Below are 21,166 nucleotides of genomic sequence, written 5' to 3'. Positions count from 1 at the left end.
CGTGCGTCTGAAGTACCTCCAACTGTAGTGACTGGTAGGTGACCATGCGGGATGCACCACACCTACTCCGGCATTTGGTATGGCAGAGTCGGAGGCAAATAGTGACGGCGTTCATAGTGAGCGCTGCAAGTGACATGGGTCGGACAGGGTGGTACGTGGTGGCACGGATAGTGATCGTGGGTGCGGGTTTGTCGGGACTGCGGACCGTCGAGGAACTGCGACGAGCGGGTTTCGAAGGTGAATTGACGCTCGCGGGTGGAGAAACGCATCTGCCCTACGACAGGCCTCCGTTGTCGAAGGAAGTGATCCGCGGCGACAAAAACGAGACGACCTTGCGTCCGGCCGAGTTCTACGTCGAGAACAAGGTCGATCTCAAGCTCGGTTCGCCGGCAACCTCGGTGGACACGGTCGCCAAGTCGGTGGCGTTCGCCGACGGATCCACCCTGGACTACGACGAGTTGGTCATCGCGACCGGACTGACTCCGCGTCGCATCGCCGGCCTTCCGGAGTTGTCCGGAGTGCACGTTCTGCGCTCCATCGAGGAAGCGTTGGCCCTCCGCGCCGACCTTGCTCCCGGTAAGCGTGCGCTGATCGTCGGGGCCGGCTTCATCGGCTGCGAACTGGCCGCGAGCATGAAGTCTCACGGCGTCGACGTCGTGTTGCTCGAACCCCAGCCGACGCCGCTGGCGTCGGTGCTCGGCCCCACCGTCGGCGCCCTCGTCGAACGTCTGCATCGGAACGAGGGCATCGACGTCCGAGTCGGTACGGGCTTGACCTCGTTGTCCGGCGACGGAGCGGTTGCCGCTGCGACCTTGAGTGACGGTTCGGAAATCCCGGTCGACGTGGTCGCGATCGGAGTCGGTTCGGTGCCGGTCACGGAATGGCTCGACGGTTCGGGGATCGAACTCGACAACGGAGTGCTCTGCGACGGCGTCGGCCGCACCAGCACCGAACACGTCTGGGCGGTCGGCGACGTCGCGTCCTGGCAGATCGGAGATCGACGCAAGCGTGTCGAACACTGGACCAATGCTGGGGACCAGGCCAAGATCCTGGCGGGAGCGATCACCGGAACGGGTGATCCGGATGCGCCGGCGCAGGTTCCGTACTTCTGGAGCGATCAGTACGACGTCAAGATCCAGGCATTGGGGACCGTCGCACCCACGGACACCGTTCACATCGTGAAGGACGACGGCCGAAAGTTCGTCGCCTACTACGAGCGCGACGGTGTGCTGGCAGCTGTCGTCGGCGGCGGTAGCGCGGGAGCTGTGATGAAGATGCGCGCGAAGATCGCAGCCGGCACGCCCATCTCGGACGTGTTGGAGTCCACACCGGCCTGAACGGATGAGGCAGGACCGGTTCCGAGGCGATAGATTTGTGCGGTGATCGTTGCACTCATCGACTCGGGACTGGGCCTGCTCCCTACCTCTGCGTGGCTCAGACGCCTGCGCCCGGATCTCGATCTTGTGCTGTCCCTCGATCCGGACGGCGCCCCCTGGGGGCCCAAGCCCGAGCCGTGGGTCGTCGACCGGGTACTCGGTGCGGTGCGGCGGAGCCTCGATCGTGGGGCTCAGGTCATCGTTCTTCCATGCAATACCGCGAGCGTCACCGCTCTCCCACACGTCCGCGAACTGGTCGGACCGGGTGTGCCGGTCATCGGAACGGTGCCCGCGATCAAGCCCGCGGCCGCCGCGTGCGATTCAGTGGCGATCTGGGCTACCGCCGCGACGACTGCCAGCCGGTACCAAGCCGATCTGATCGAACAGTTCGGCAACGGCGCCAAGGTCGTCGGGGTGCCGTGCCACGGCCTGGCCGATTCGATAGACCTCGGTGATCGTGCAGCCGCACTTGCAGCCATCGAATCCGCAGTGGCCCGGACGCCGGACGACGTCAACGGCGTTGTCCTCGGCTGCACGCACTACCCACTGCTCGCGGACGAAATCGCAGCGCGGCTACCCGCCGGTGTCACACTCTTCGACAGTGCCGAAGCCGTTGCACGACAGACCCTGCGGCGGATCGACGGGCTCGGTGACGCGGGTGAAGGATCGGGAACCGTCGAGGTTTTCGTGAGTGGACGTCCGGGCGCGCTACCGCCCAGCGCCGAAGCCTTCGACGCCGGGCGGTTGTTGGGCGCGATCAAAGCCTGATCCAGCCTGCAGCCAGCCATTCATCAATGGGCAGCTACTCCGCTCTGTCAATGGGCGGCTACTCCGCTCCGTCAATGGGCGGCTACGCCGCCGTGACCCCCGTGATGCATCCGCGCACTCATCACCGGCATCGCACTCACCGCGACCACAACGGTCAGGACCCCGACCACCCAGGCCGTCCACGACGCACCGCGTAGAGAGTCGAAGCTCATGACCCAGGGTGAAATGAACATCAAGACGCCGAAAACGCCCATCGCGTAATCCGCCATGGCCATGTCCGGACGTGCCATGTGCGCCAGACCCGACAGTGCAACCAGGACACCCAGGACGACGAGTGACCACATTGCCCGATCGGTGGTGTCGAGCCACATCGGCGAGAGAGCCGCAAAGACGCCGAGAACCACCGCGACGGCATCTTGCATTCGATTCCACGACTTCATGACGAGACCTCCAAAGACGAGAGTGTGTCCACCTGTAGTACACGCCCGCGGCAGATCGAGATCAACTCTCCGCCAATTGCATTCGCGTTGCAGTTAGAGGCGATGTGGAGGCTCGAATATCAAGATTTGTGACTATTCGTCCGGATTGCCACGAGCCCGCGCGGAGCGCTGGCCGCGATATGTCCCGAGAGTGCCATGAGGGTGAGAGTGGTGAATGCGATAGCGGCGGTGATCATGGGTGGTCCTTTCACTGACTGTCCTCGAGTGTCGTCTGCCGACCTGTGGCCGAGCAGGGCACACGGTGTGAGGACGCTGAGAGAATCGAAGAGTCCGCACAGACGACCCGTGAGAAGGTTCTGGGGTGACGCAATCGAGTGCCCAGGACGTGATCGAACAGTTGGCCGACCTCGCGGATCCCGCGGATGCCGTCCAGCTACAGAAGTTCTTCAAGACAGCGCCGGGGGAGTACGGCGAGGGTGACGTCTTCATCGGCGTGCGAGTACCGAAGACGCGTTCGGTGGTGAAGAAGCATGTCGGTCTCGAGTTGCCTCAGGTACGCCTCCTTCTCGACAGCGACGTCCACGAGCATCGGTTGGCCGGTCTGTTGATCCTGGTTGCTCGATTCGAAAAGGTCAGTCGCCCAAAATTTTTCGACGACGAGAGTCGCGCCCGCATCGCCGACTTCTATCTCAGCGCTGTCGAGGACGGGCGGGTGAACAATTGGGATCTGGTGGATTCGTCCGCCGGACAGATCCTCGGCGGCTGGCTGTACGACCGAGATCGCCGGCTGATCTTCGAGCTTTCCGATTCGGGTGACCTGTGGCGACGACGGGTGGCGCTGCTGACGACTTACGGATTCATCACTCGCGGCGACGGGTCGACCACGCTCGAGCTTGCCGCGCAGGTGCTGGGTGATCGACGAGACCTGACCCAGAAAGCGATGGGCTGGATGCTCCGCGAGGTGGGCAAGCGGGTGGACCGGGATTTGTTGACCGGTTTCCTCGCGAAGAATGCAGCAGACATGGGACGCACGGCGCTGAGCTACGCGTGCGAACACCTGACCGCAGAAGAGCGAGCGCACTTCCGGGCGGCCCGCTAGCGAAGTACCGCTCGGTAGGTTGTGGGACGATTCTCGGTATGCCCGCCACCCGTGTCGAGGCGTCTCGAATTGTGACGATCGGTTCACTGATCGCTGCCGGCGTCGCAGCTCTGTGTTATCTCGTGTACTCCGTTCGAGCCGTCGAACCCGTTGATTTTCTCGTCTACCGCTACGCTGCCCAGGCGTTCGCAGCGGGATCGAACATCTACGAGGGCAATCTGTCCGGCCCGTTGATCGTCGAAGAGGGTATGCCGTTCACCTACACCCCATTCGCGGTGATCTTCCTCTGGCCGACTGTCCTCTTCGACTGGTGGACTGCCTATCTGCTGTGGTCGGGATTGTGCATCGCGGCGTTGGTGTGGACGGTTGCGAGGTTCACTCCCGCTCGCGTCCCCAAGCGGCCGCTCGTCATGGCGGCATTGGTCCTGGCCGTGTCGGTGACCCCCATCGTCAGTGCGCACATCTCATTCGGCCAGGTGAACTTGGTGCTGATGGTGCTCGTACTGCTCGACGTGACTCGCCGAGAGGATTCGAGATTCGGCCGGTGGTTTCCGCGAGGACTGCTGATCGGCGTCGCGGCCGCGATCAAGCTGACTCCGGCTCTCTTCATCGTCTACTTCGTCGTCACGAAGCAGTGGCGACTCGCGATCTGGAGTTCGATCGGATTTGCCGCGGCGACCGCCGTCGCAGCAGTGGTGGACCCGGCCGTCAGCTGGACCTTCTGGTCGGACGTCGTCTGGAACCTCAGCGACCGGGTGGATTTGAGCGGGCAGGCGATCGCGAGTGCCGGCAACAGTTCGCTGCAGGGCGGACTTGCCGCGCTGGGCCCATGGACAGCGTCTCTGGCGATGCCGTCGACCGTGCTGTGCGCGGGGGTAGCGCTATGGATCGCCCGAGATGTCTATCGCGTCGGGCGAGCGGTCGATGCGGCGTTGGTGATCGGATTGAGCGCGCCGATTCTTTCGCCGATCAGCTGGATTCACCACTGGGTGTATCTCGTGCCTGCCGCCGTCACGGTTCTTTTTCGGCTTCGATCGCCGCTGCAGTTCGGTGCGGCCGCTCTGGGGTTGGCCACCGTCTACTGCGGGCCGAGTATGGGACAGCAGTTCATCGAGACGTCACCGCTCCTGCTGCCGTTCGGGTTGGTCCTTCGTGAGGGTTTCCTGATCGTGACCCTCGCACTGATTCTTGCGCTGTGGCGGTTGCCCACAACGGAGCCTGCGTGGGTTTCGCGGCGGGACTCGGAAGATGACTCGGGAGATGACTCGGGAGACTCCGAACATGACAAAGCCCCCGATTCCGCAGGGAATCAGGGGCCGTCATGCATCGAGGCAGGGTTCAGAACTCGATCTTCAGGTGATCGGTGATCGGCTTCGCCTGGCAACCGAGGATGTAGCCGTTCGCCACGTCCTCGGCGTCGAGGATTTCGGAGTTGTCCATCTGAACTTCGCCTTCGGTGACGGTGCAGGCACACGACCCGCACTCGCCTTCCTGGCAGGAGTACGGCACGTCGAGGCCCTTGGCGAGCATGATGTCGACGAGCGTCTGCTTGCGCGGCCAGACGAGGGTGTGGGTTTCACCGTCCAGTTCGACCTCGACGGTTGCGGCGTCGGCTGCTTCCTCGTCGGAGACCTCGGCTACCTCGACGTCACGGAACGGGTCACCCGCGAGTGAATTGAAGACCTCGGCGTGAACCTGCGTGCGGGGCATGCCGGCCTCTGCCAGTGCCTTGTGGACGGCGTCCATGAAGGGGCCTGGACCGCACATGAAGGCCTCGTACGCGACAAATGGCTTGGCCAGTGTCGCCAACTGTGAGACGGCGGGGAGTCCCTGCACGGTTTCGATCCAGTGGACAACGGTGAGGCGGCCGGGGTGTTGCGCTGCCAATTCGCGAAGTTCGGCGCCGAAGATGACGGACTTCTCGTCGCGATTCGCGTAGATCAGCACGACGTTGCCGCTGCCCTGCGTGAGGGCGGACTTGAGGATCGAGATCACCGGAGTGATACCGCTGCCTGCACCGAAGAGCAGGAAGTCGTGATCGAGCGACTTGGGCGTGAAGACACCTGACGGCGGCAGCACTTCGATGGTGTCGCCGACCTGGAGCTTGTCGCACAACCAGTTGGAGCCGTAGCCGTCGACGGTTCGCTTGACGGTCACCTTGGGGGCGTCGTCGGTGAAGGGTGAACTGGCCAGCGAGTAGCAGCGTGCGACCGAGCCGGTCTGATCACTCGGGATGCGCAGGGTCAGGAATTGACCTGGCTTGTAGTCGAACTTGTCCTTCAGTTCTGCGGGAATCTCGAACACCAGCGACCGGGCGTCGGAAGTCTCTTCGATGACTCCGGACACGGTGAGTACCGCCGATCGCGAGCTGTGCGGTACCTCGACTGTCGTCATCGCGAAGCTAGTCCTCTCGTGAAGCTGGGTAAAGCGCAGGTCAGTGAAGTGCAACATCTAGAACGTGTTCTAGTTCAATGTTAGCAGTGATGAAAAGCTACTGGGGATCGTAGTCGCCGAGCAACACGTTCCCGATCAGCGGGAACCACGGCGGTCTGATCCAGCCGTCCTGGCAGTCCGGGGTGGCGTCGACCTGCCCGAACGGGCGGTTCGTGAGCGGCGTCCGGGCGGTTGAGCTGCCGAAGTCTGTGCACGGGCTGTTTGTCGGTACACAGTGGGAACCAGGTGAGACGCCGGTCACAAAGATTCGGCTCGAATCCCTCCCGCAGTCACATTCGTGCACATCCCTGAGGAGATACCGATGGCTATCGAGCTCAACCAGATCTGGGACTTTCCCATCAAGGAGTTCCACCCCTTCCCTCGCGCCCTGATGGGTGTGGGCGCTCACGACATCATCGGGGTGGAGGCCAAGAACCTCGGCTTCAAGCGCACCCTTCTGATGACGACCGGTCTGCGCGGTTCGGGCATCATCGAGGAACTCGTCGGCAAGATCGAGTACCAGGGTGTCGAGGTCGTGCTCTACGACAAGGTCGAGTCGAATCCCAAGGACTACAACGTCATGGAGGCCGCGGCTCTCTACCAGAAGGAGAAGTGCGACTCGATCATCTCGATCGGCGGTGGTTCGAGCCACGACGCCGCCAAGGGCGCTCGCGTCGTGATCGCACACGACGGTCGCAACATCAACGAGTTCGAGGGCTTCGCCAAGTCCACCAACAAGGAGAACCCGCCCCATATCGCCGTATCCACCACGGCCGGAACGGGTTCCGAGACGTCGTGGGCGTACGTCATCACCGACACGTCGGACATGAACAACCCGCACAAGTGGGTGGGCTTCGACGAGGCGACCATCGTCACCCTGGCGATTGACGATCCGCTGCTCTACTACACCTGCCCTCAGCATTTCACCGCGTACTGCGGCTTCGACGTACTCGCGCACGGCAGTGAGCCTTTCGTGTCTCGTCTCGATTTCGCGCCTTCGCTCGGTAACGCGATCTACTCGGTCGAGTTGGTCGCGAAGAACCTGCGCGAGGCCGTCTTCGAGCCGCGCAACCTCAAGGCCCGCGAGGGAATGATGAACGCGCAGTACATTGCCGGGCAGGCCTTCAACTCCGGTGGCCTCGGCATCGTTCACTCGATCTCGCACGCGGTCAGTGCCTTCTTCGACAGCCACCACGGTCTGAACAACGCCATCGCGTTGCCGCGTGTGTGGGAGTACAACCTGCCTTCGCGCTACGAGCGCTACGCCCAGTTGGCCGGCGCACTCGGTGTCGACACTCGCAACCTCACCACGGTTCAGGCCGCAGATGCTGCCGTCGAGGCTGCCATCCGTCTGGCCAAGGACGTCGGTATCCCCGACAACTTCGGTCAAGTTCGCACCGACTCGTACGCGAAGAACCAGATGAACACCAAGAAGTACGAGGGCCGTGGTGATGTCATCAAGGGTGACGAGAAGACTGTGCGCGCCATCTCCGAGCACATTCAGGACGACTGGTGCACCCCGGGCAATCCCCGTGAGGTGACCGTGGAGTCGATGATCCCGGTTGTCGATCACGCGATCAACAAGTCGTACTTCTAGCAGGGCCTTCGGCCCCGTGCGCCTTTTTGGTAGCCCGCACTACCAAAAAGGCGCACAGGGGCTTGCCCCCCATGAAAGGTGTTCCATGTCCGGTCGCAGTTTCTCCAGCGGAATCGAAGTGAAAGATGCTCTGCGAGAGCAGGACTACATTGCCGATGACGAGTTCGCGGTAGTCGTTCATCTGGCGACGGCGCTGGGGCGCCCGCTCCTGCTCGAAGGTCCGGCCGGTGTCGGCAAGACGGAACTGGCGAAGTCTCTGGCTGCGATCGGGGGCCGCAAACTGGTGCGATTGCAGTGCTACGAAGGGCTGGACGACAATCGCGCCCTGTACGAATGGGACTACGCGAAGCAACTCCTGCACGTGCAGATGCTCCGCGACCGGATCAGCGATCAGGTTTCCGAATTCGACAGCGTCGCCGAAGCGTCCAAGTTTCTGGCCGATCAGGATTTCGGTTTGTACTCCGAGAACTTCCTGTCCGTACGACCGCTGCTCGAAGCAATCCTCTCACCCGATCCGGTAGTGCTTCTGGTCGACGAGGTAGATCGCACCGAGGAATCGATGGAAGCACTGCTCCTCGAGATTCTCGCCGAACAGCAGATCACCATTCCCGAGGTCGGTACGTTCGTTGCCCGCTCGCAGCCCTGGGTCATCCTGACGTCCAACGACACCCGCGAGCTCTCACCCGCGCTCAAGCGTCGTTGTCTGCATTACCATCTCGGCTATCCGACATCGGAGCGTGAACGCGAGATCGTCACGGCCCGAGCGCCTGAGGTGGATACGGCTACGGCCACCGAGGTTGTCGAATTGGCTCGCATCTTGCGTGATCTCCCGCTGCGCAAGAGCCCGTCCATCTCGGAGGTCATCGACGCGGCCAGAGCGGCAACAGTGCTCGCGGCCGGCGGATTCGACACCGCTTCCGACGCCAAGGTGCGCGACATCCTGCTCACGGCGTTGCTCAAGTACTCGTCCGATGTGACGCTGGCCAAGGAACGATTCGACGGAAAGCGTTTCGAATCATCGTCGCGTGACGGTGGCGAGCCGATCGAGCGGGCCACGGTGGCAAGCAAACCCGCCAACACGACGACGGCCGTGTTCCGGGGCACGGGTGGACGTGACCCTCATCAACAGGGAATCCGCGGCGGCAGCGGAATCCGTTCGACGCGATGACGACGCTCGGTGGCCTTGCCGTGTGGCAACCGTCGTTTGTTCTCGACGTGGTGTCCGCGAGTTTCGGCCGATTGCTGAGGGCGGCCGGAGTTTCCGCGTCACCGGCCGAGGTCATCGAGGTTCGGCGTGTTCTCGCGATGGTCGGCGCTTCGGATCGTGAGACGTTGCGAGCATGTCTTCGGGCAGTGTGCGCCAAGTACTCTCACGAGCAGGCCGGTTTCGATCGGGCGTTCGACGCGCTGTTCCGGCCAGCCGCAGGCAAAGCGCACGCCGAGCGGATGGCTTCGCGCGCCGAGGTGGCGGACGGTCTGCCCACCGCGCTGGGGATCGACGAGGATCAAGAAGTAGGCCGGTATGCCGAGTACAACGAGCGTGCAGCCGAGGTCGGCGACTACTTCGATACTCCGGAAGCGGAGAAGGGGTTCAACCCGCACAAGGACGACGACGATGTGTCGATGACGTCCAGCGATGCGGAACTGTCGGTGGATACCGGTTCGGAGACCGGTCGACGGGGAGTCAGCTACACGGTCGACGTGGACCGTGCCGCATCGGCAGTGGTCGGCGACTTGAGCACCAGTGTTGCTGCAGCAGTGGTCGGTTCGTTGTCCTGGGACGATCCGACGTCGATCCTCGCCTGGCTGGATGCATACGACCCGAGCAAAGCGTATGCGGACGTCTCCGACGACGGGCCGCTGACGCAGGCGCAACTGAACCGGCTCGTCGAGGCGGTCGAAGCGTTCGTGCAAGCACTCTCGGCCGCTGCACTCGCCGAAAGCGCTCCCGATGCGCCCGACAGCGAATCTGCTGCGGGCGCAACGCACAACGACATCGAACTCGCGTGCCACGAAGTGCTTCGGCGGATGAGAGGACCGTCCAGACCGCGGCCCCGAGAGCGCTCTCGTGGGCATCTCGACATGCGGCGCACGGTGCGTTCGAGCCTGCGCACCGACGGGATACCCTTCCATCTCGTCGTGAAAGCTCCTCGCCCCGATCGTGTTCGACTACTTCTCATCGCCGACGTGTCGCTGTCCGTGCGCCCCATCACCGCGTTCACTCTGCGCTTGGCTCAGGCAATGCATCGCCGAGCAGATCGTTGTGAAGTCCTCGCCTTCGTCGATCGTCCGGTCGACGTGACCGACACCCTTCTCGCCAGTAGTGGTGACGGCGCACTGGCCGCGGTACTCGCGCACCCGGGTCTGGATCTGGAAGCCAGCAGCGATTACGGGCGGGTGCTCACAGAATTGTTGGACGAGCACGGAAACACCTTGAACTCACGGACGTCTGTCATCATCGTGGGCGACGGTCGGTGCAACGGGTTGCCCCCGCAGGCGGACAAGCTCGAGGAACTCCGCCGAAAGGTCCACCGTCTGGCCTGGATTACGCCTGAACCACAGCGTTACTGGAACCAGGCATCGTGCGCGATGCCGGAGTATTCGGAGATCTGCGACGAGGTTGTTGTTGCCCGAGATGCCGCGCAACTGATGGCAAAGGCCGCCGAGCTGGGGCACGCACTTCGCTGATGTCAGTGCACTTCACCGATGTCACTGCGCGATCTGTCGTGAACTAGTTTGATCTCATGTCCGAAATCAGGGGATCGATCTGGCGACCGATCGCGGCGCTGACAGTGCTCGGCGCCGTGTGTGGGGTTGTGGCGCTCGGCGTGTTTCAGTGGTGGTGGAAGTCGTTGGCGTCACCGCACATTCTCACCGGAGGATCCTATCGGGAGCCGTTTTCCGAACCGACATACACCGGACCCGGATTCATGGACCTCTTTCCGGCAGAACCTGCCCCGTGGCTGTACTCGGGACTGGTCCTCGGACCGACGGCGGTGGGCTTGCTCGCCGGGATCGTGTTCGTGGTGTTCGTCCGGTGTAATCGTGCGCAGAACCGCACGATTGCACCGGACGAATCATCAGAGCGCTAGCAACGCGCGCGAGCGCAGGCGAGGGTCTGCCAACGGACGTAGCGCCAAGCGCAGCAGGACCAAGACGTTGTCGTCGCCGGCAATCCTGTTGACTTTCAACGTATTGCACTCGACACACTGGTGAACGAGCATCCATTCACCGTCTTGCCGGACCGACAGGCAGAGCGCCGCCATGGCACCTCGGCACTGTTGTGCTCGGTCGCCCGGAACGCGACCGTCCACGTGGCGGCTGGCCAGACAGTTCGGGCAGTGGTTCCGATGAGCGGTACCCGGCGCCGCAGTGGAGATGTCCAAACGGCATGTGAGACAACGGAAGCTCGATCCTTGTTCTCCGCCGATTCCGTGCAGTACGTGCTTGGCCCGTTGCGGTGCCCGCCGCGGGCGGGTGCTGGGATTCCTACGTGGCATCTGATTCCTCCTCACAAGTCGCCGAAGGCTTCGAGCGGGAAGGGCGGTTGCGCGAGCGGCCGCACTGCCATTCTCATCAACAACAACTGGTTGTCGTCTCGGCTGACGGGGTTGGAGGTGAGCTCGAGGCACTGTGCGCAGCGGTGGATGATCATCCAATCGCCACTGCGCAGTACTGCGATCGAAATGGGAGCCATCCGCATTCCGCAGTCCGACGGTCCACCTTCCACCTGGTCGAACAAGTGTCGGGAATGCAGGCAACTGGGGCAGTGGTTTCGGCGATCACCATCGGGGCCGTACGTCATGACTGTGAGTCCGCACTGAATGCACGAGAAGGTGTCGGTTTTCGAGATGGAATTGTGTGATTGAGGCACTGGAGAACTCCTAGCTGAGTGAACAAAGCAGTAGGAGCAGGCCGAGGGGGCCTCGCGGCTGTCAGTCCGACGTTTCGAGGATCAGCATGTGACCCTCGAGGTTGCCGGCAGTGCAGGGGCGGGAGGCGCGCTCGGCGCGGGCTGGGTCATAAACACCTTCTGAATCGGTTCTACGGGCCACTCTGGCCGCAACCGAAAGTACAGCGGGACCTTCTCGCCGCGCCATTCATTTTCCCGAGACGCCTTACCTGCCCGAACGGGTAGGTAAGCGCCTCTCCTTCGGTGGGTGTGCCCCGACTGCTGTCCGCGTAGGCTCGGGGCCAGCGATTGTAAGGTGGATCACACCAGTTTGTGCACGTGGGAGTTGATGCGCTGAGAGCGACGGATGCGAAATCCCGACCGGAGATCTCAGAGCAGCGAGAGGAGAGTGGGGTCGTGTCCGTGGCATACCCGGATGCTGTGAACCACGGTGTTCATCGCCGCGGCACTGCTGCTCGACTGGTCAAATTTCACGCCCCCGAGATCGTCTTCGGTATCGGTTCCCTGGTCGAGGCAGCACACGCGACTCTGAGGTTCGGCGGGTTCCGACCATTCCTGGTCACCGATCCCGGTCTGATCGACGCGGGATGGGTCAGCGAACTCGAAGACCATCTCACGGAGCAGGGATTGACGGCGACGGTGTGGTCAGGGCTGACGCCCAATCCCAAGGACTTCGAGATCGCGGCCGGTTTCGAGGTGTACCAGGAAGGCGAGTGTGACGTCATCATCGCGCTCGGCGGCGGTTCGGTCATCGACGCGGCTAAAGGTGTAGCCGTCCTCGCTGCCAACGGTGGCAACATACTCGACTACGAGGGGGTAGATCAGGCGACCAAACCGATCCCGCCGTTGGTGATGGTTCCCACCACGTCCGGCACGGGCGCGGACGTGTCGCAGTTCTGCATCGTCACGGACACGACCCGCGGCACCAAGATCACCATCATCGGCCGGGCGCTGGTTCCAGATGTGACGGTCATCGATCCGCGGTTGCTCACGACGATGCCCGAGTGGCTCAATGCGGCAACAGGATTGGACGCACTGACGCACGGAATCGAAGCCTTCGTCTCACTGGCGCACAATCCGTTGACCGATCATCACGCGCTCCGCGCTGTCGGCCTCGTGACCGAGAATCTGGTGCACACGATCCAGGACCCGATGGAGATGGAAGCTCGATCGGTGATGGCGCAGGCGAGCCTCGAGGCCGGGTTGGCGTTCACCAACGCGATACTCGGAGCCGCGCACGCCATGAGCCATCAGGTGGGCGGCATGCTCGACCTTCCGCACGGCGTCATCAACGGAATTCTCTTGCCCCACGTCATCCGGTTCAATTCCACCACGGACGCCGCCCCCTTTGTCGCCATCGCTGCGGCACTGAGTCTTCCCGAGCAGCGCGGCACCCCGGAGGAAGCAGCGCTGGCGGTGGCCGACCGTGTCGAACGTCTCGCCCGGGAGGTCGGTGTGCCGAAGGGGCTGGGGGAGTTGGGTGTTCGCGAGGAAGACCTGAGTAGGCTCGCCAGCTTCGCGTTGCTCGACGCCTGCATGTCCACCAATCCCAGGGAAGCGACGCAGGAACAGATGGTGGCGTTGTTCCGAGGTGCCTTGTGAAGATGGACGCTGTGAAGAGGGCCGCTGTGAATTGGTGCAGGCGATGACCGCGGACCTGTCCCGGCTCACCGGATTACGATCGGGTAAGAGTTCGTTCTACCCGCAGTATCGCGGTGCGGCCGAGCGCCTCGAACGCGTCGTGCATGCCTTGGAGTTGATCTCGCGGGCTTTGGTGCGCACCGTCGAGGGGCCGGAAACCCTCGTCTGCGCGGTCGCGGAAGCTGCCCGTGCGCATCTGAGTGCCAACTGGATAGTCTTCGCCTTGGCTGACGGAACTTTGCCCGACGCCGGACCACGGCGACTGGTTCTCGGCCCGGACGCCACCCCTTTTCTGGTCGACAATGTGGAGGGGCCGCCACTTCCGGAGGATGTCGTCGAATGCCTCGACGACATCCGGTACGGAAGAATCGAATCCAACTCGGTGATCGACGCGCACTACGCGTTTGTGCCGATCGTGCTCGGTGGCGGCGTGGTAGGTGCCTTTGCAGCCTGGACGCCGGCCAACCGAACCCTCGACACGACGGACGGAGCCGTGCTCAGCATTCTGGCCAGCCAGACTGCTGTGGCTCTGCAGAATTCGGCGCTCTATCAGCGCGGACAACTGCTGCTCGAGCGTGCCGAAGATGCGTATGCGGAGGCCAATCGTACTGCAGCCGACCTTGCGGTGCGCAACAGCGAATTGGAGTCCACCCAGCGTCAACTCGGAGTGGCGCACCGGCACCAAGTGGTCGACGACGAACGTCACCGGATCGCCCGCGAACTGCACGACAGTGTGACACAGGCGGTGTTGTCGGCCGGCATGCAGATCGAGGTCTGCCGGAGTGACATCCCGGAGGCTGAACGCAGTGAAAGACTGGACTTGGCAAAGGATTTGACCAGGAGGGCGGTCGAGCAGCTTCGTTCGGCGATCTACGCGCTCAATCATTCGTCGGACGCGGACCGGACGTCGTTGCCCGAGATGCTCGAGCAACTCGGCGTGGTTCACATGCCGGACGAGTTGGCGGTGAGCGTTCGCGTCGGCGGTACCCCGACCGAACTTCCGGGCGATGCCGAACACGCTCTTCTCCGGATCGCGGGGGAAGCTCTCTTCAATGCAGCGGTCCATGCTCACGCGAATCGGGCGGTGCTACGTCTGACCTATCGGGCGGACTCCGTGTTGCTGTCGGTCTCCGACGACGGTGACGGCGACCCTGCGCGAATGCGTCTGATCCTCAAACTCGCAGCCACCAACGACGTCGACGGCCGCCATCGCGGTCTCGCGAACATGCAGGCGCGAACACTCGAGTTGGGTGGTGCGCTCGAAGTACGGCGCGCGCGGATCGGTGGGATTCAGATTCTCGTGCGACTACCACTGCCGTTCGACTCGGGCATGGAAAACCTTTGCTCCACCACTGAAATCGAGAGCGAGGAATCATGACCACTGCGCGTCCCGTCATCACCCGCGGAGCATCGCCGGTTCAGGGATTGGTTCGAATCGTCCTGGTCGACGACCATGCAATTCTGCGGCAAGGGCTCCGCTCGGTTCTCGAGCGCGAAAGCGATCTCGAGATCGTGGGGGAGGCGTCGTCCCTCGCCGAGGCACTCGCCGTGGTCGACAAGGTCGGCCCGGACATCGTCCTGATGGATCTCAAACTCTCCGCCAGTTCCGACTACGAGGGACTGACCCTGTGTGGCCAGCTGTCCTCGGCGCATCCCGGCCTCGGACTGTTGGTTCTCACCACGTTTCTCGACGATCAACTGGTGGTGCGAGCGGTGCACGCGGGTGCTCGCGGCTATGTCGTCAAAGACGTCGACACCACCGAATTGGTGCGTGCGATCAGGGCGGTCTCGCGGGGTGAGAGTGCGTTCGATTCGCGCAGCGCGTCAGCTGTCGTGCGATCGCTCAACGGGCAGTCGTCGTCGAAAGAACGATTGACCGATCGCGAACTCGAAGTGCTCAGACTCCTCGCAAACGGCTTGTCCAACATCAAGATCGGTGAGAGATTGTTCATCTCACCGACCACCGTCAAGTTTCACGTCAGCAACATCATGCGCAAACTCGAGGTGAGCCGTCGAGCAGAGGCCGTCTACGCCGCGAGTAAGCAAGGTCTGATCTAGCTCTGCTCGGAGACCGTCCAGGCGCGCAGCGCTTGATGCTGTAGGAGGAGCACGCTCGAACGAGTTGTGCGCAGAGTCGACGCGGTCATCTCGGCAGTCAGACCCACTGCGATTCGTAGTACCAGAACCTCACGTTGGTCGTCGGTCAGGCGGCGCGGGCGTTTGAATTGTCCGTCGATGTTGCGTGACTGGGGAATTGACGCAATTCGTCGAGAGGCCAACTCGTACGCGAAGGTCTCGATGCGTGTGTCGGCCGAGATCGTGTCGGACATTCGTGTGACGACGTCCAGGGTGCATTGGTGGGCGAGATCGTCGGCGAACGTCGCGACGGGCGTCCCGAGGAGTCTGGCGCGATAGTAGAGAACGACGCGAGGGTGCAACCGGGCCAGTAGTTTCGACAGTGCATGGTGATCACCGGCGAATGCCTCGGCGGCGGTGCGATTCAGGGAAATCGATCGTTCACAGGTTTCGGGTGAAGCGGTACGCGCGAAGGGTGGAGTCGGTGAAGTGTTCGCGCCCCTGATCGACAGCTTCATCAGCAACTCCTCGATTACACCGCACCTGACCATGCTGGAACGAGAATTGAGGTACCCCGCCGAAATTGCGGGTAAACCTGAAGTTACCTGCCAGGTGTCCGGTCTTTTCGCCGGGAGCGCCAGTCCGCGAGCATTCGCGGCATTTCCGCGGCCATGAAGTCGAAGAAGTCGCGCAGATCTGCAATTCGATCGCCGGCTGTTGTTCCTTCACCGAGGACTCGTATGCCCTCGTCCGCAACTGCCGAGACCTGGTAGAGCGAGGACTGTTTCGTGACAAACGCGTCGGCCCACATGTCGACGCTGACGCAGTAGTGCTGACGCCGCGATCCGGGGACGGCCACACGCTCGATCAATCCGACTTGCTGGAGGTATCTGACGGCTCCGGAAATGGCGGCGGGGCTCACTCCCAACCGAGATCCGAGATCTCCTGGCGTGGACGAGGGTGCCTCGCTGGTCATCAACGCGGCCCAGACGCGGGCGGGCATCGGCGGAAAACCCATGTTGCTCAGTACGAGTGAGAGTCGCTCGACATAGTGTCGGCTCTCGTCCGGTGCAACGGTGTGGCTGGTGTCGGTCATCGGAACCCTTCGATCTTTCCGTCTTTTCTATCTTCACACATTTGTGAAATCGGCGTACGGTCAAATTCATGGGTGCGGCAATTTCAGTGAAAAGCCTCGTCAAGACCTTCGGTACCACCCGCGCGCTGGACGGCCTCGACCTCGACGTCTCGACGGGTGAAGTGCACGGATTCCTGGGGCCGAACGGTTCCGGAAAGTCCACCACTATTCGGGTGCTCCTCGGCCTGCTCCGCTCGGACTCCGGAGACGCAACCGTTCTCGGCGGCGATCCGTGGCGAGACGCTGTCACTTTGCATCGACGTCTCGCCTATGTGCCTGGCGACGTGAATCTGTGGCCCAACCTCACCGGCGGTGAGGCTATCGATCTGTTGGCGGGCCTGCGCGGTGGCCTGGACCGAAAACGCCGCAGCGAGTTGCTCGATCGCTTCGAATTGGACCCGACCAAGAAGGCGCGCACGTACTCGAAAGGTAACCGGCAGAAGGTTGCACTCGTGGCCGCGTTCTCGTCCGACGTCGACCTTTACGTCCTCGACGAACCCACATCGGGGCTCGACCCGTTGATGGAGGCGGTATTCCAGGACTGCGTCGAGGAGGTGGCTCACGCCGGAAAGACGGTACTGCTGTCGAGCCATATCCTCGCCGAGGTCGAAGCGCTGTGCGATCGTGTGAGCATCATCCGCGACGGGCGGACGGTGGAAGAGGGAACACTGTCCGAACTCAGGCATCTCACGCGCACGTCCGTCGCGGCGGAGACGCAGCGTCCGATCGGTGGACTCGACGGACTCGGCGGTGTCCACGACGCGGTGATCGACGGTAACCACGTCACCTGCGAAGTCGACAGCGCGCAACTCGGACCACTCATGACGTACTTGGTCGGATTCGGAATCGTGGCGCTCACTTCCACTCCGCCGACTCTCGAAGAACTTTTCTTGCGGCATTACGGTGACGAACGGGCTAGGGAGACTTCGGTACACCTGCGAGCCGAGACCGGAGTACGGCCGTGACCGTTGTTGTCGAGGCCGCTCCACCGGTACCGACCTCGGCAAGTCAATTCACCGGCACACGCCGACTGGTTCGGCTGGCTTTGCGGCGGGACCGAATTCAGCTCTCCGTGTGGGTTATCTCCATCGTCTTGTTCATGCTGCTGGTTGTCGCCAGTGTGACCGGGCTGTACTCGACACCCGAGGAATTACGAAACATCGCAGTCAGTTCCGCGGTATCGCCGGTCGCGCTGGCGACCAACGGGATCGTGTCCGGTGATTCGCAGGGCGCGATAGTCGCCAGTCAGTCGGTGCTCGTGTTCGCGTTGGTGGCCGCATTGATGAGCACCCTTGCGGTGGTTCGCCATACGCGACAGAACGAGGAGACCGGCCGAGCCGAGATGATCGGTGCAGCGGTGGTAGGTCGACGAGCGCTCCTGACCTCCGCACTGATCGTAACGGTCGGTGCGAACGTCGTTCTTGCACTGGGAATTGCACTGGGATCGATCGCCGTCGGTTTGCCTGTCGTCGGTTCGTTCGCGTTGGGCGCCTCGATAGGTGGGACCGGAATCGCGTTTGCCGGAGTGGCAGCCGTGACGGCGCAGATCACCGATGGTGCTCGTACGGCCAACGGCCTGGCGGGTGCCGCGATCGGCGTTGCCTTCATGCTGCGCGCGATCGGCGACGTGAACAGTACGGTCGTCGACGTCGGAACTCGCGTGGTCAGTGGCTGGTTGTCGTGGCTCTCGCCGATCGGATGGGCACAACAGATCCGGCCCTTCGACGACGACGCCTGGTGGATCCTGTTGTTGCTGATCGGATTTGCGGCTGTGCACGTGGTGGTGGCTTTTGTTCTCATCGGCCATCGCGATCAGGGAGCGGGACTCGTTCAGCCCCGACCCGGCCCGCCAGTCGCGGCATCGTGGCTACCGTCGGCCTGGGGCCTGGCGTGGCGCATGCAGCGAATGACGATGTTCTGGTGGATCTTTGCCGTTGTCATACTCGGGTTCGCGTACGGCGCTGTGGGCAACGAGATCGACGCGATGGTGGGATCGTCGCAGCAGACCGCGGAGATGTTCGAGAAACTTGGCGGCGGCGGATCGGATCTGGTGGATTCCTACTTGGCCACTGCTCTGGGGCTCACGTCGACAGTCATCGCGGCGTATTCGGTCCAGAGTCTTCTCCGGATGCGGGGCGAGGAAACATCGGGACGGCTCGAACCGTTGCTGGCAACGTCTTTGTCGCGGTGGAGGTGGATGCTTTCCCACCTGGGTGTGGTTGTGGGCGGCGTGATCCTCGCGCACGTCTTGATGGGTGCCTTAACCGGTTTTGCCTTCGGGCTCGTCACGGACGACATCGGCGGCAACACACTTCGTATGACTGGCGCCGCGTTGGCCTATCTGCCTGCGGTGCTCGTAGTCGTGGGGTTGGTGTCGTTGGCTTTCGGACTGTTTCCGACGTACGCGTCGGCGCTCTCCTGGGGAATCTTGGCGGCATGCATCGTGCTCGGGCAACTCGGCACGTTGCTGAAGCTTCCGCAGGTAGTGCTGGATCTGTCGCCCTACACTCACGTGCCGGGTGCCCCTGCCGAGCCGGTGACAGTTCTGCCACTGCTGGCAATGATCGTTGTGGCAGTGGTGCTTTCGACAGCATCGCTTGTTGCGTTCCGTCGTCGCGACCTCCAGGTGTAGGAGAGCTGAAACTCAACTCAGAATTCGACGAAGCTGGCGAGCCCGAGCAGCAAGTCGTCCGGTCGAGTCGAATAGTTCGGATTCGTCAACACAGAGAGTGTCCGTCGCCCAGGCAGTCCCGTGGCGTAGGCGATACCACGGTGACAGCGTTCGGGGATCTGCCGTGAGGTGCTCCGGGGTGAAATGCGCGGTGAACTCGATGGTCGGTATGGCCACGGGCATCGTCAGTGTCGCGAACAGTCCGGGCGGAAGCGCGTAGAGAAGGACCGCGGCGCGCTCTTGGGCCGTGAAATCGAGGTCTGTGAGCAGGCGGATCCAGACGTCGAATTCAGGGGAGTCGCCACCGGCGAACGGCCTCGCGGAATTGATCGGCCGGATGTCGAGGTGCTGGGCGAACGGCACAAAATCCACCGGGATCTCCAGCGGCGGCAGGGTTGACGGGTCGGCCGGAGCCGGTTCGGCGACAGGGGCGGACATTGTTGTAGCTCCTATGTCGCGGGCCAACCGAACGAGAGCGGATCCCGAACCGGTCAGCGTGACGTGGCAACTGACGGTCCGCCCGCCCCGCATCTCGCCGACAGTCAACTCGGCCGGCCCAGGAGGAACGGGGCGGTCCAGATGCGCCGTGACTGCCAGCGGTTCGGCTCCGGACGCGTCGGCCGCCACCCGCAGCATCCGTGCAATTGCGAGTCCGCCCTGGATGCCGTCGAAACTCCGCCAACTGGAGTCGAATTCGGTGTGATGACGCGCTGCGTCGGTCGACGGCGCGGCCGCCACTGATGCCTGACTAGTAATTGCCATAGTCAGCACCCTAGGTGCTGACTATGGCTATGGCAAGCTAGGGTCTATTCGGGAGTGCTGGACGACCCACCGAAGAGCATGTAGATGAGGATCTGAAGAATGCCGAGAGGATTGATCTCGCCGAGGCTGCTCATGTGTGAGGAACTCCTGATTGCAGGGATGGGTATTGTTGCGTCGCAACGTCACTGAAAGTACGGCAATTCGAACAGTGTGGTGCGAAATTTACCGATAATTCACTGTCCGCGAGTCGAGCGGCAGTGCAGGTAGGCGTCAGTGACCACGTCGAGAACGCGATTGCCGTGTGCATCGACCAATTTCGCTGTGATGGTCACCAATCCTCGCGCGCGATTGTCGAACACGACGTTGTCGACGGTGACCATTCCGCTCAGGGTGTCACCGGGGCGAAGCGGACGGAGGAAGCTCACGTCGCGCATGGTTTTCCCGGCGATCACGTTCCACTGGTCGTAGAGACTGGCGACCACCAACTTCTGGCAGATCGACAGGGTGTGCAGCCCGCTGGCGATCAACCCGCCGAAGACGCCGGACTCGGCGGCTTCCTTGTCGACGTGAAACCACTGGGGATCCCACTGAGTTGCGAACTCGACGATTTCCTCTTCGGTCACCGAATACGAACCCAATGGGATCACTTGGCCGATCTCGAGATCCTCGGCGAACACTGCGCGTTTGTGAAGGGCGGCCGAATCGTTCATGGTTGTGAAAATCTCCTGCGTGTTCCGGGTGTACTCGGAACATACTCTCGCAGTGTGTTCGAGTCGGTCTCCGGTGTCGTCGGGCAATGCAGGGTCACTAGAATCGCCACATGGTCGACGACGCGAAAATCGAGCCGAGGGCGCTGGTAGGAAAGTGGCACTTCGAGCGGGACATCGTCGACCGCCTTTCCGGTTCCACCAAGCATGTATTCGGCGAGACCACTATCTCCGACGCCGGTGACGGTCGGATGCGCTGGTACGAGAGCGGCACGCTGCGTGACGGCGACCTGGAATTACCCGTGTTCCGAACTCTGTTCGTTGCCGAGCGCGGCCTCGAGTGGGCCGTGACATTCGAAGACGGCAGAGAGTTCCACGACTGGGCGCCGGGGGAGGAAGTCGAGCACCTGTGCGGTGCGGATACCTACCGCGGGCGAATCGACGTCACTGCCGGAGATCGATCGACCTGGACTGTCGTCTGGACCGTGACGGGGCCGAGCAAGGACTACACGATGACCACGCATCTCACCCGGCCCTGATCACATCGC

At 62.6% G+C, this 21,166-nt stretch carries 22 protein-coding genes; 14 read left to right on the top strand and 8 right to left on the bottom strand.

The features are described 5' to 3' along the window. Positions 1 to 134 precede the first annotated feature (134 nt). Entirely contained in the window at positions 135 to 1,337 is a 1,203-nt protein-coding gene (locus G4D79_RS25445) for an NAD(P)/FAD-dependent oxidoreductase (protein ID WP_199267519.1), read from the top strand. Positions 1,338 to 1,379: 42 nt separating this feature from the next. Continuing rightward, the gene (locus G4D79_RS25440; protein WP_003941981.1) at positions 1,380 to 2,144 is read left to right on the top strand and encodes a glutamate racemase; all 765 of its coding nucleotides are present in this window, start codon (positions 1,380 to 1,382) and stop codon (positions 2,142 to 2,144) included. 71 nt (positions 2,145 to 2,215) lie between these two features. Here the strand turns inward: G4D79_RS25440 and G4D79_RS25435 are convergent, their stop codons facing one another. Next, on the bottom strand, positions 2,216 to 2,584 hold the full coding sequence (locus G4D79_RS25435) for an SPW repeat protein (RefSeq protein WP_116057009.1): 369 nt from the start codon (positions 2,582 to 2,584) through the stop codon (positions 2,216 to 2,218). A 361-nt stretch (positions 2,585 to 2,945) separates the two neighbouring features. On the opposite strand from G4D79_RS25435, the gene G4D79_RS25430 reads away from it, so the two are divergent. Further along, positions 2,946 to 3,683 carry a DNA alkylation repair protein gene (locus tag G4D79_RS25430; RefSeq protein WP_042453138.1) on the top strand — a complete coding sequence of 246 codons (738 nt, stop codon included), beginning with the start codon at positions 2,946 to 2,948 and terminating at the stop codon, positions 3,681 to 3,683. Positions 3,684 to 3,721: 38 nt separating this feature from the next. Next, complete coding sequence (locus G4D79_RS25425) at positions 3,722 to 5,050, top strand: glycosyltransferase 87 family protein (RefSeq protein WP_214514523.1); 1,329 nt, start codon at positions 3,722 to 3,724, stop codon at positions 5,048 to 5,050. On the opposite strand, the gene G4D79_RS25420 is transcribed toward G4D79_RS25425, so the two are convergent. After that, positions 5,022 to 6,077 carry a ferredoxin--NADP reductase gene (locus G4D79_RS25420; RefSeq protein WP_003941851.1) on the bottom strand — a complete coding sequence of 352 codons (1,056 nt, stop codon included), beginning with the start codon at positions 6,075 to 6,077 and terminating at the stop codon, positions 5,022 to 5,024. The two genes, G4D79_RS25425 and G4D79_RS25420, sit on opposite strands and share 29 nt — an antisense overlap. A gap of 361 nt (positions 6,078 to 6,438) precedes the next feature. On the opposite strand from G4D79_RS25420, the gene mdo reads away from it, so the two are divergent. The 4 genes from mdo to G4D79_RS25400 all read left to right on the top strand — a co-directional run bounded on the left by mdo (position 6,439) and on the right by G4D79_RS25400 (position 10,805). Continuing rightward, positions 6,439 to 7,713 carry an NDMA-dependent methanol dehydrogenase gene (gene mdo, locus G4D79_RS25415; protein WP_003942095.1) on the top strand — a complete coding sequence of 425 codons (1,275 nt, stop codon included), beginning with the start codon at positions 6,439 to 6,441 and terminating at the stop codon, positions 7,711 to 7,713. Positions 7,714 to 7,798: 85 nt separating this feature from the next. After that, complete coding sequence (locus G4D79_RS25410) at positions 7,799 to 8,881, top strand: MoxR family ATPase (protein ID WP_047268919.1); 1,083 nt, start codon at positions 7,799 to 7,801, stop codon at positions 8,879 to 8,881. Beyond that, positions 8,878 to 10,401 carry a VWA domain-containing protein gene (locus G4D79_RS25405; protein WP_050656403.1) on the top strand — a complete coding sequence of 508 codons (1,524 nt, stop codon included), beginning with the start codon at positions 8,878 to 8,880 and terminating at the stop codon, positions 10,399 to 10,401. The genes G4D79_RS25410 and G4D79_RS25405 overlap by 4 nt, the downstream gene beginning before the upstream one ends. A gap of 56 nt (positions 10,402 to 10,457) precedes the next feature. Then, entirely contained in the window at positions 10,458 to 10,805 is a 348-nt protein-coding gene (locus G4D79_RS25400) for a hypothetical protein (RefSeq protein WP_047268921.1), read from the top strand. Here the strand turns inward: G4D79_RS25400 and G4D79_RS25395 are convergent. Next, entirely contained in the window at positions 10,794 to 11,213 is a 420-nt protein-coding gene (locus G4D79_RS25395) for an RNHCP domain-containing protein (protein ID WP_037129880.1), read from the bottom strand. The genes G4D79_RS25400 and G4D79_RS25395 overlap by 12 nt on opposite strands. An 11-nt stretch (positions 11,214 to 11,224) precedes the next feature. Beyond that, the gene (locus G4D79_RS25390; protein WP_003941922.1) at positions 11,225 to 11,587 is read right to left on the bottom strand and encodes an RNHCP domain-containing protein; all 363 of its coding nucleotides are present in this window, start codon (positions 11,585 to 11,587) and stop codon (positions 11,225 to 11,227) included. A gap of 435 nt (positions 11,588 to 12,022) precedes the next feature. Here G4D79_RS25390 and G4D79_RS25385 point away from each other — a divergent pair, with 435 nt between their 5' ends. Genes G4D79_RS25385 through G4D79_RS25375 form a run of 3 tightly spaced genes read left to right on the top strand, consistent with a single transcriptional unit; the run spans position 12,023 to position 15,325 of the window. Further along, the gene (locus G4D79_RS25385; protein ID WP_003942060.1) at positions 12,023 to 13,228 is read left to right on the top strand and encodes an iron-containing alcohol dehydrogenase; all 1,206 of its coding nucleotides are present in this window, start codon (positions 12,023 to 12,025) and stop codon (positions 13,226 to 13,228) included. A 43-nt stretch (positions 13,229 to 13,271) separates the two neighbouring features. Next, positions 13,272 to 14,645, top strand: a complete 1,374-nt coding sequence (locus G4D79_RS25380; protein ID WP_003941844.1) for a GAF domain-containing sensor histidine kinase — start codon at positions 13,272 to 13,274, stop codon at positions 14,643 to 14,645. Then, positions 14,642 to 15,325 (top strand): response regulator transcription factor, encoded by a 684-nt coding sequence (locus tag G4D79_RS25375; RefSeq protein WP_003942005.1) that lies wholly within the window; start codon positions 14,642 to 14,644, stop codon positions 15,323 to 15,325. The genes G4D79_RS25380 and G4D79_RS25375 overlap by 4 nt, the downstream gene beginning before the upstream one ends. Here the strand turns inward: G4D79_RS25375 and G4D79_RS25370 are convergent. Continuing rightward, entirely contained in the window at positions 15,322 to 15,861 is a 540-nt protein-coding gene (locus G4D79_RS25370) for a hypothetical protein (RefSeq protein WP_007728324.1), read from the bottom strand. The genes G4D79_RS25375 and G4D79_RS25370 overlap by 4 nt on opposite strands. 83 nt (positions 15,862 to 15,944) lie before the next feature. After that, positions 15,945 to 16,439, bottom strand: a complete 495-nt coding sequence (locus tag G4D79_RS25365; RefSeq protein ID WP_214514522.1) for a GbsR/MarR family transcriptional regulator — start codon at positions 16,437 to 16,439, stop codon at positions 15,945 to 15,947. 68 nt (positions 16,440 to 16,507) lie between these two features. Here G4D79_RS25365 and G4D79_RS25360 point away from each other — a divergent pair, with 68 nt between their 5' ends. Continuing rightward, a complete protein-coding gene (locus tag G4D79_RS25360; RefSeq protein WP_003942009.1) occupies positions 16,508 to 17,443 on the top strand; it encodes an ABC transporter ATP-binding protein in 936 nt (311 codons plus the stop codon). Further along, positions 17,440 to 19,110: an ABC transporter permease gene (locus G4D79_RS25355; protein ID WP_214514521.1), complete on the top strand. Its 1,671-nt coding sequence runs from the start codon at positions 17,440 to 17,442 to the stop codon at positions 19,108 to 19,110. Before G4D79_RS25360 ends, G4D79_RS25355 begins: the two co-directional genes overlap by 4 nt. 12 nt (positions 19,111 to 19,122) lie before the next feature. Here the strand turns inward: G4D79_RS25355 and G4D79_RS25350 are convergent, their stop codons facing one another. Together G4D79_RS25350 and G4D79_RS25345 are read right to left on the bottom strand one after the other, a co-directional pair. After that, positions 19,123 to 19,911 (bottom strand): thioesterase family protein, encoded by a 789-nt coding sequence (locus G4D79_RS25350; RefSeq protein ID WP_214514520.1) that lies wholly within the window; start codon positions 19,909 to 19,911, stop codon positions 19,123 to 19,125. A 233-nt stretch (positions 19,912 to 20,144) separates the two neighbouring features. Beyond that, complete coding sequence (locus G4D79_RS25345; protein ID WP_214514519.1) at positions 20,145 to 20,621, bottom strand: MaoC/PaaZ C-terminal domain-containing protein; 477 nt, start codon at positions 20,619 to 20,621, stop codon at positions 20,145 to 20,147. A gap of 110 nt (positions 20,622 to 20,731) precedes the next feature. Here G4D79_RS25345 and G4D79_RS25340 point away from each other — a divergent pair, with 110 nt between their 5' ends. Beyond that, complete coding sequence (locus tag G4D79_RS25340) at positions 20,732 to 21,157, top strand: DUF6314 family protein (protein WP_042920992.1); 426 nt, start codon at positions 20,732 to 20,734, stop codon at positions 21,155 to 21,157. Positions 21,158 to 21,166: the final 9 nt, after the last annotated feature.

This window comes from Rhodococcus sp. WY5 (genome assembly GCF_018588185.1).
In the GTDB taxonomy this organism is placed as follows: Bacteria; Actinomycetota; Actinomycetes; order Mycobacteriales; family Mycobacteriaceae; genus Rhodococcus_F; species Rhodococcus_F qingshengii.
This window is presented reverse-complemented; position numbering and strand designations above follow the sequence as displayed.

Excerpts from the sequence above, each read along its gene's own strand:
- G4D79_RS25445 (WP_199267519.1), top strand. The coding sequence starts at position 135 with ATGGGTCGGACAGGGTGGTACGTGGTGGCACGGATAGTGATCGTGGGT.
- G4D79_RS25435 (WP_116057009.1), bottom strand. The coding sequence starts at position 2,584 with ATGAAGTCGTGGAATCGAATGCAAGATGCCGTCGCGGTGGTTCTCGGC.
- G4D79_RS25425 (WP_214514523.1), top strand. The coding sequence starts at position 3,722 with ATGCCCGCCACCCGTGTCGAGGCGTCTCGAATTGTGACGATCGGTTCA.
- G4D79_RS25420 (WP_003941851.1), bottom strand. The coding sequence starts at position 6,077 with ATGACGACAGTCGAGGTACCGCACAGCTCGCGATCGGCGGTACTCACC.
- mdo (WP_003942095.1), top strand. The coding sequence starts at position 6,439 with ATGGCTATCGAGCTCAACCAGATCTGGGACTTTCCCATCAAGGAGTTC.
- G4D79_RS25410 (WP_047268919.1), top strand. The coding sequence starts at position 7,799 with ATGTCCGGTCGCAGTTTCTCCAGCGGAATCGAAGTGAAAGATGCTCTG.
- G4D79_RS25405 (WP_050656403.1), top strand. The coding sequence starts at position 8,878 with ATGACGACGCTCGGTGGCCTTGCCGTGTGGCAACCGTCGTTTGTTCTC.
- G4D79_RS25400 (WP_047268921.1), top strand. The coding sequence starts at position 10,458 with ATGTCCGAAATCAGGGGATCGATCTGGCGACCGATCGCGGCGCTGACA.
- G4D79_RS25395 (WP_037129880.1), bottom strand. The coding sequence starts at position 11,213 with ATGCCACGTAGGAATCCCAGCACCCGCCCGCGGCGGGCACCGCAACGG.
- G4D79_RS25380 (WP_003941844.1), top strand. The coding sequence starts at position 13,272 with ATGACCGCGGACCTGTCCCGGCTCACCGGATTACGATCGGGTAAGAGT.
- G4D79_RS25375 (WP_003942005.1), top strand. The coding sequence starts at position 14,642 with ATGACCACTGCGCGTCCCGTCATCACCCGCGGAGCATCGCCGGTTCAG.
- G4D79_RS25370 (WP_007728324.1), bottom strand. The coding sequence starts at position 15,861 with ATGAAGCTGTCGATCAGGGGCGCGAACACTTCACCGACTCCACCCTTC.
- G4D79_RS25365 (WP_214514522.1), bottom strand. The coding sequence starts at position 16,439 with ATGACCGACACCAGCCACACCGTTGCACCGGACGAGAGCCGACACTAT.
- G4D79_RS25360 (WP_003942009.1), top strand. The coding sequence starts at position 16,508 with ATGGGTGCGGCAATTTCAGTGAAAAGCCTCGTCAAGACCTTCGGTACC.
- G4D79_RS25350 (WP_214514520.1), bottom strand. The coding sequence starts at position 19,911 with ATGGCAATTACTAGTCAGGCATCAGTGGCGGCCGCGCCGTCGACCGAC.
- G4D79_RS25345 (WP_214514519.1), bottom strand. The coding sequence starts at position 20,621 with ATGAACGATTCGGCCGCCCTTCACAAACGCGCAGTGTTCGCCGAGGAT.
- G4D79_RS25340 (WP_042920992.1), top strand. The coding sequence starts at position 20,732 with ATGGTCGACGACGCGAAAATCGAGCCGAGGGCGCTGGTAGGAAAGTGG.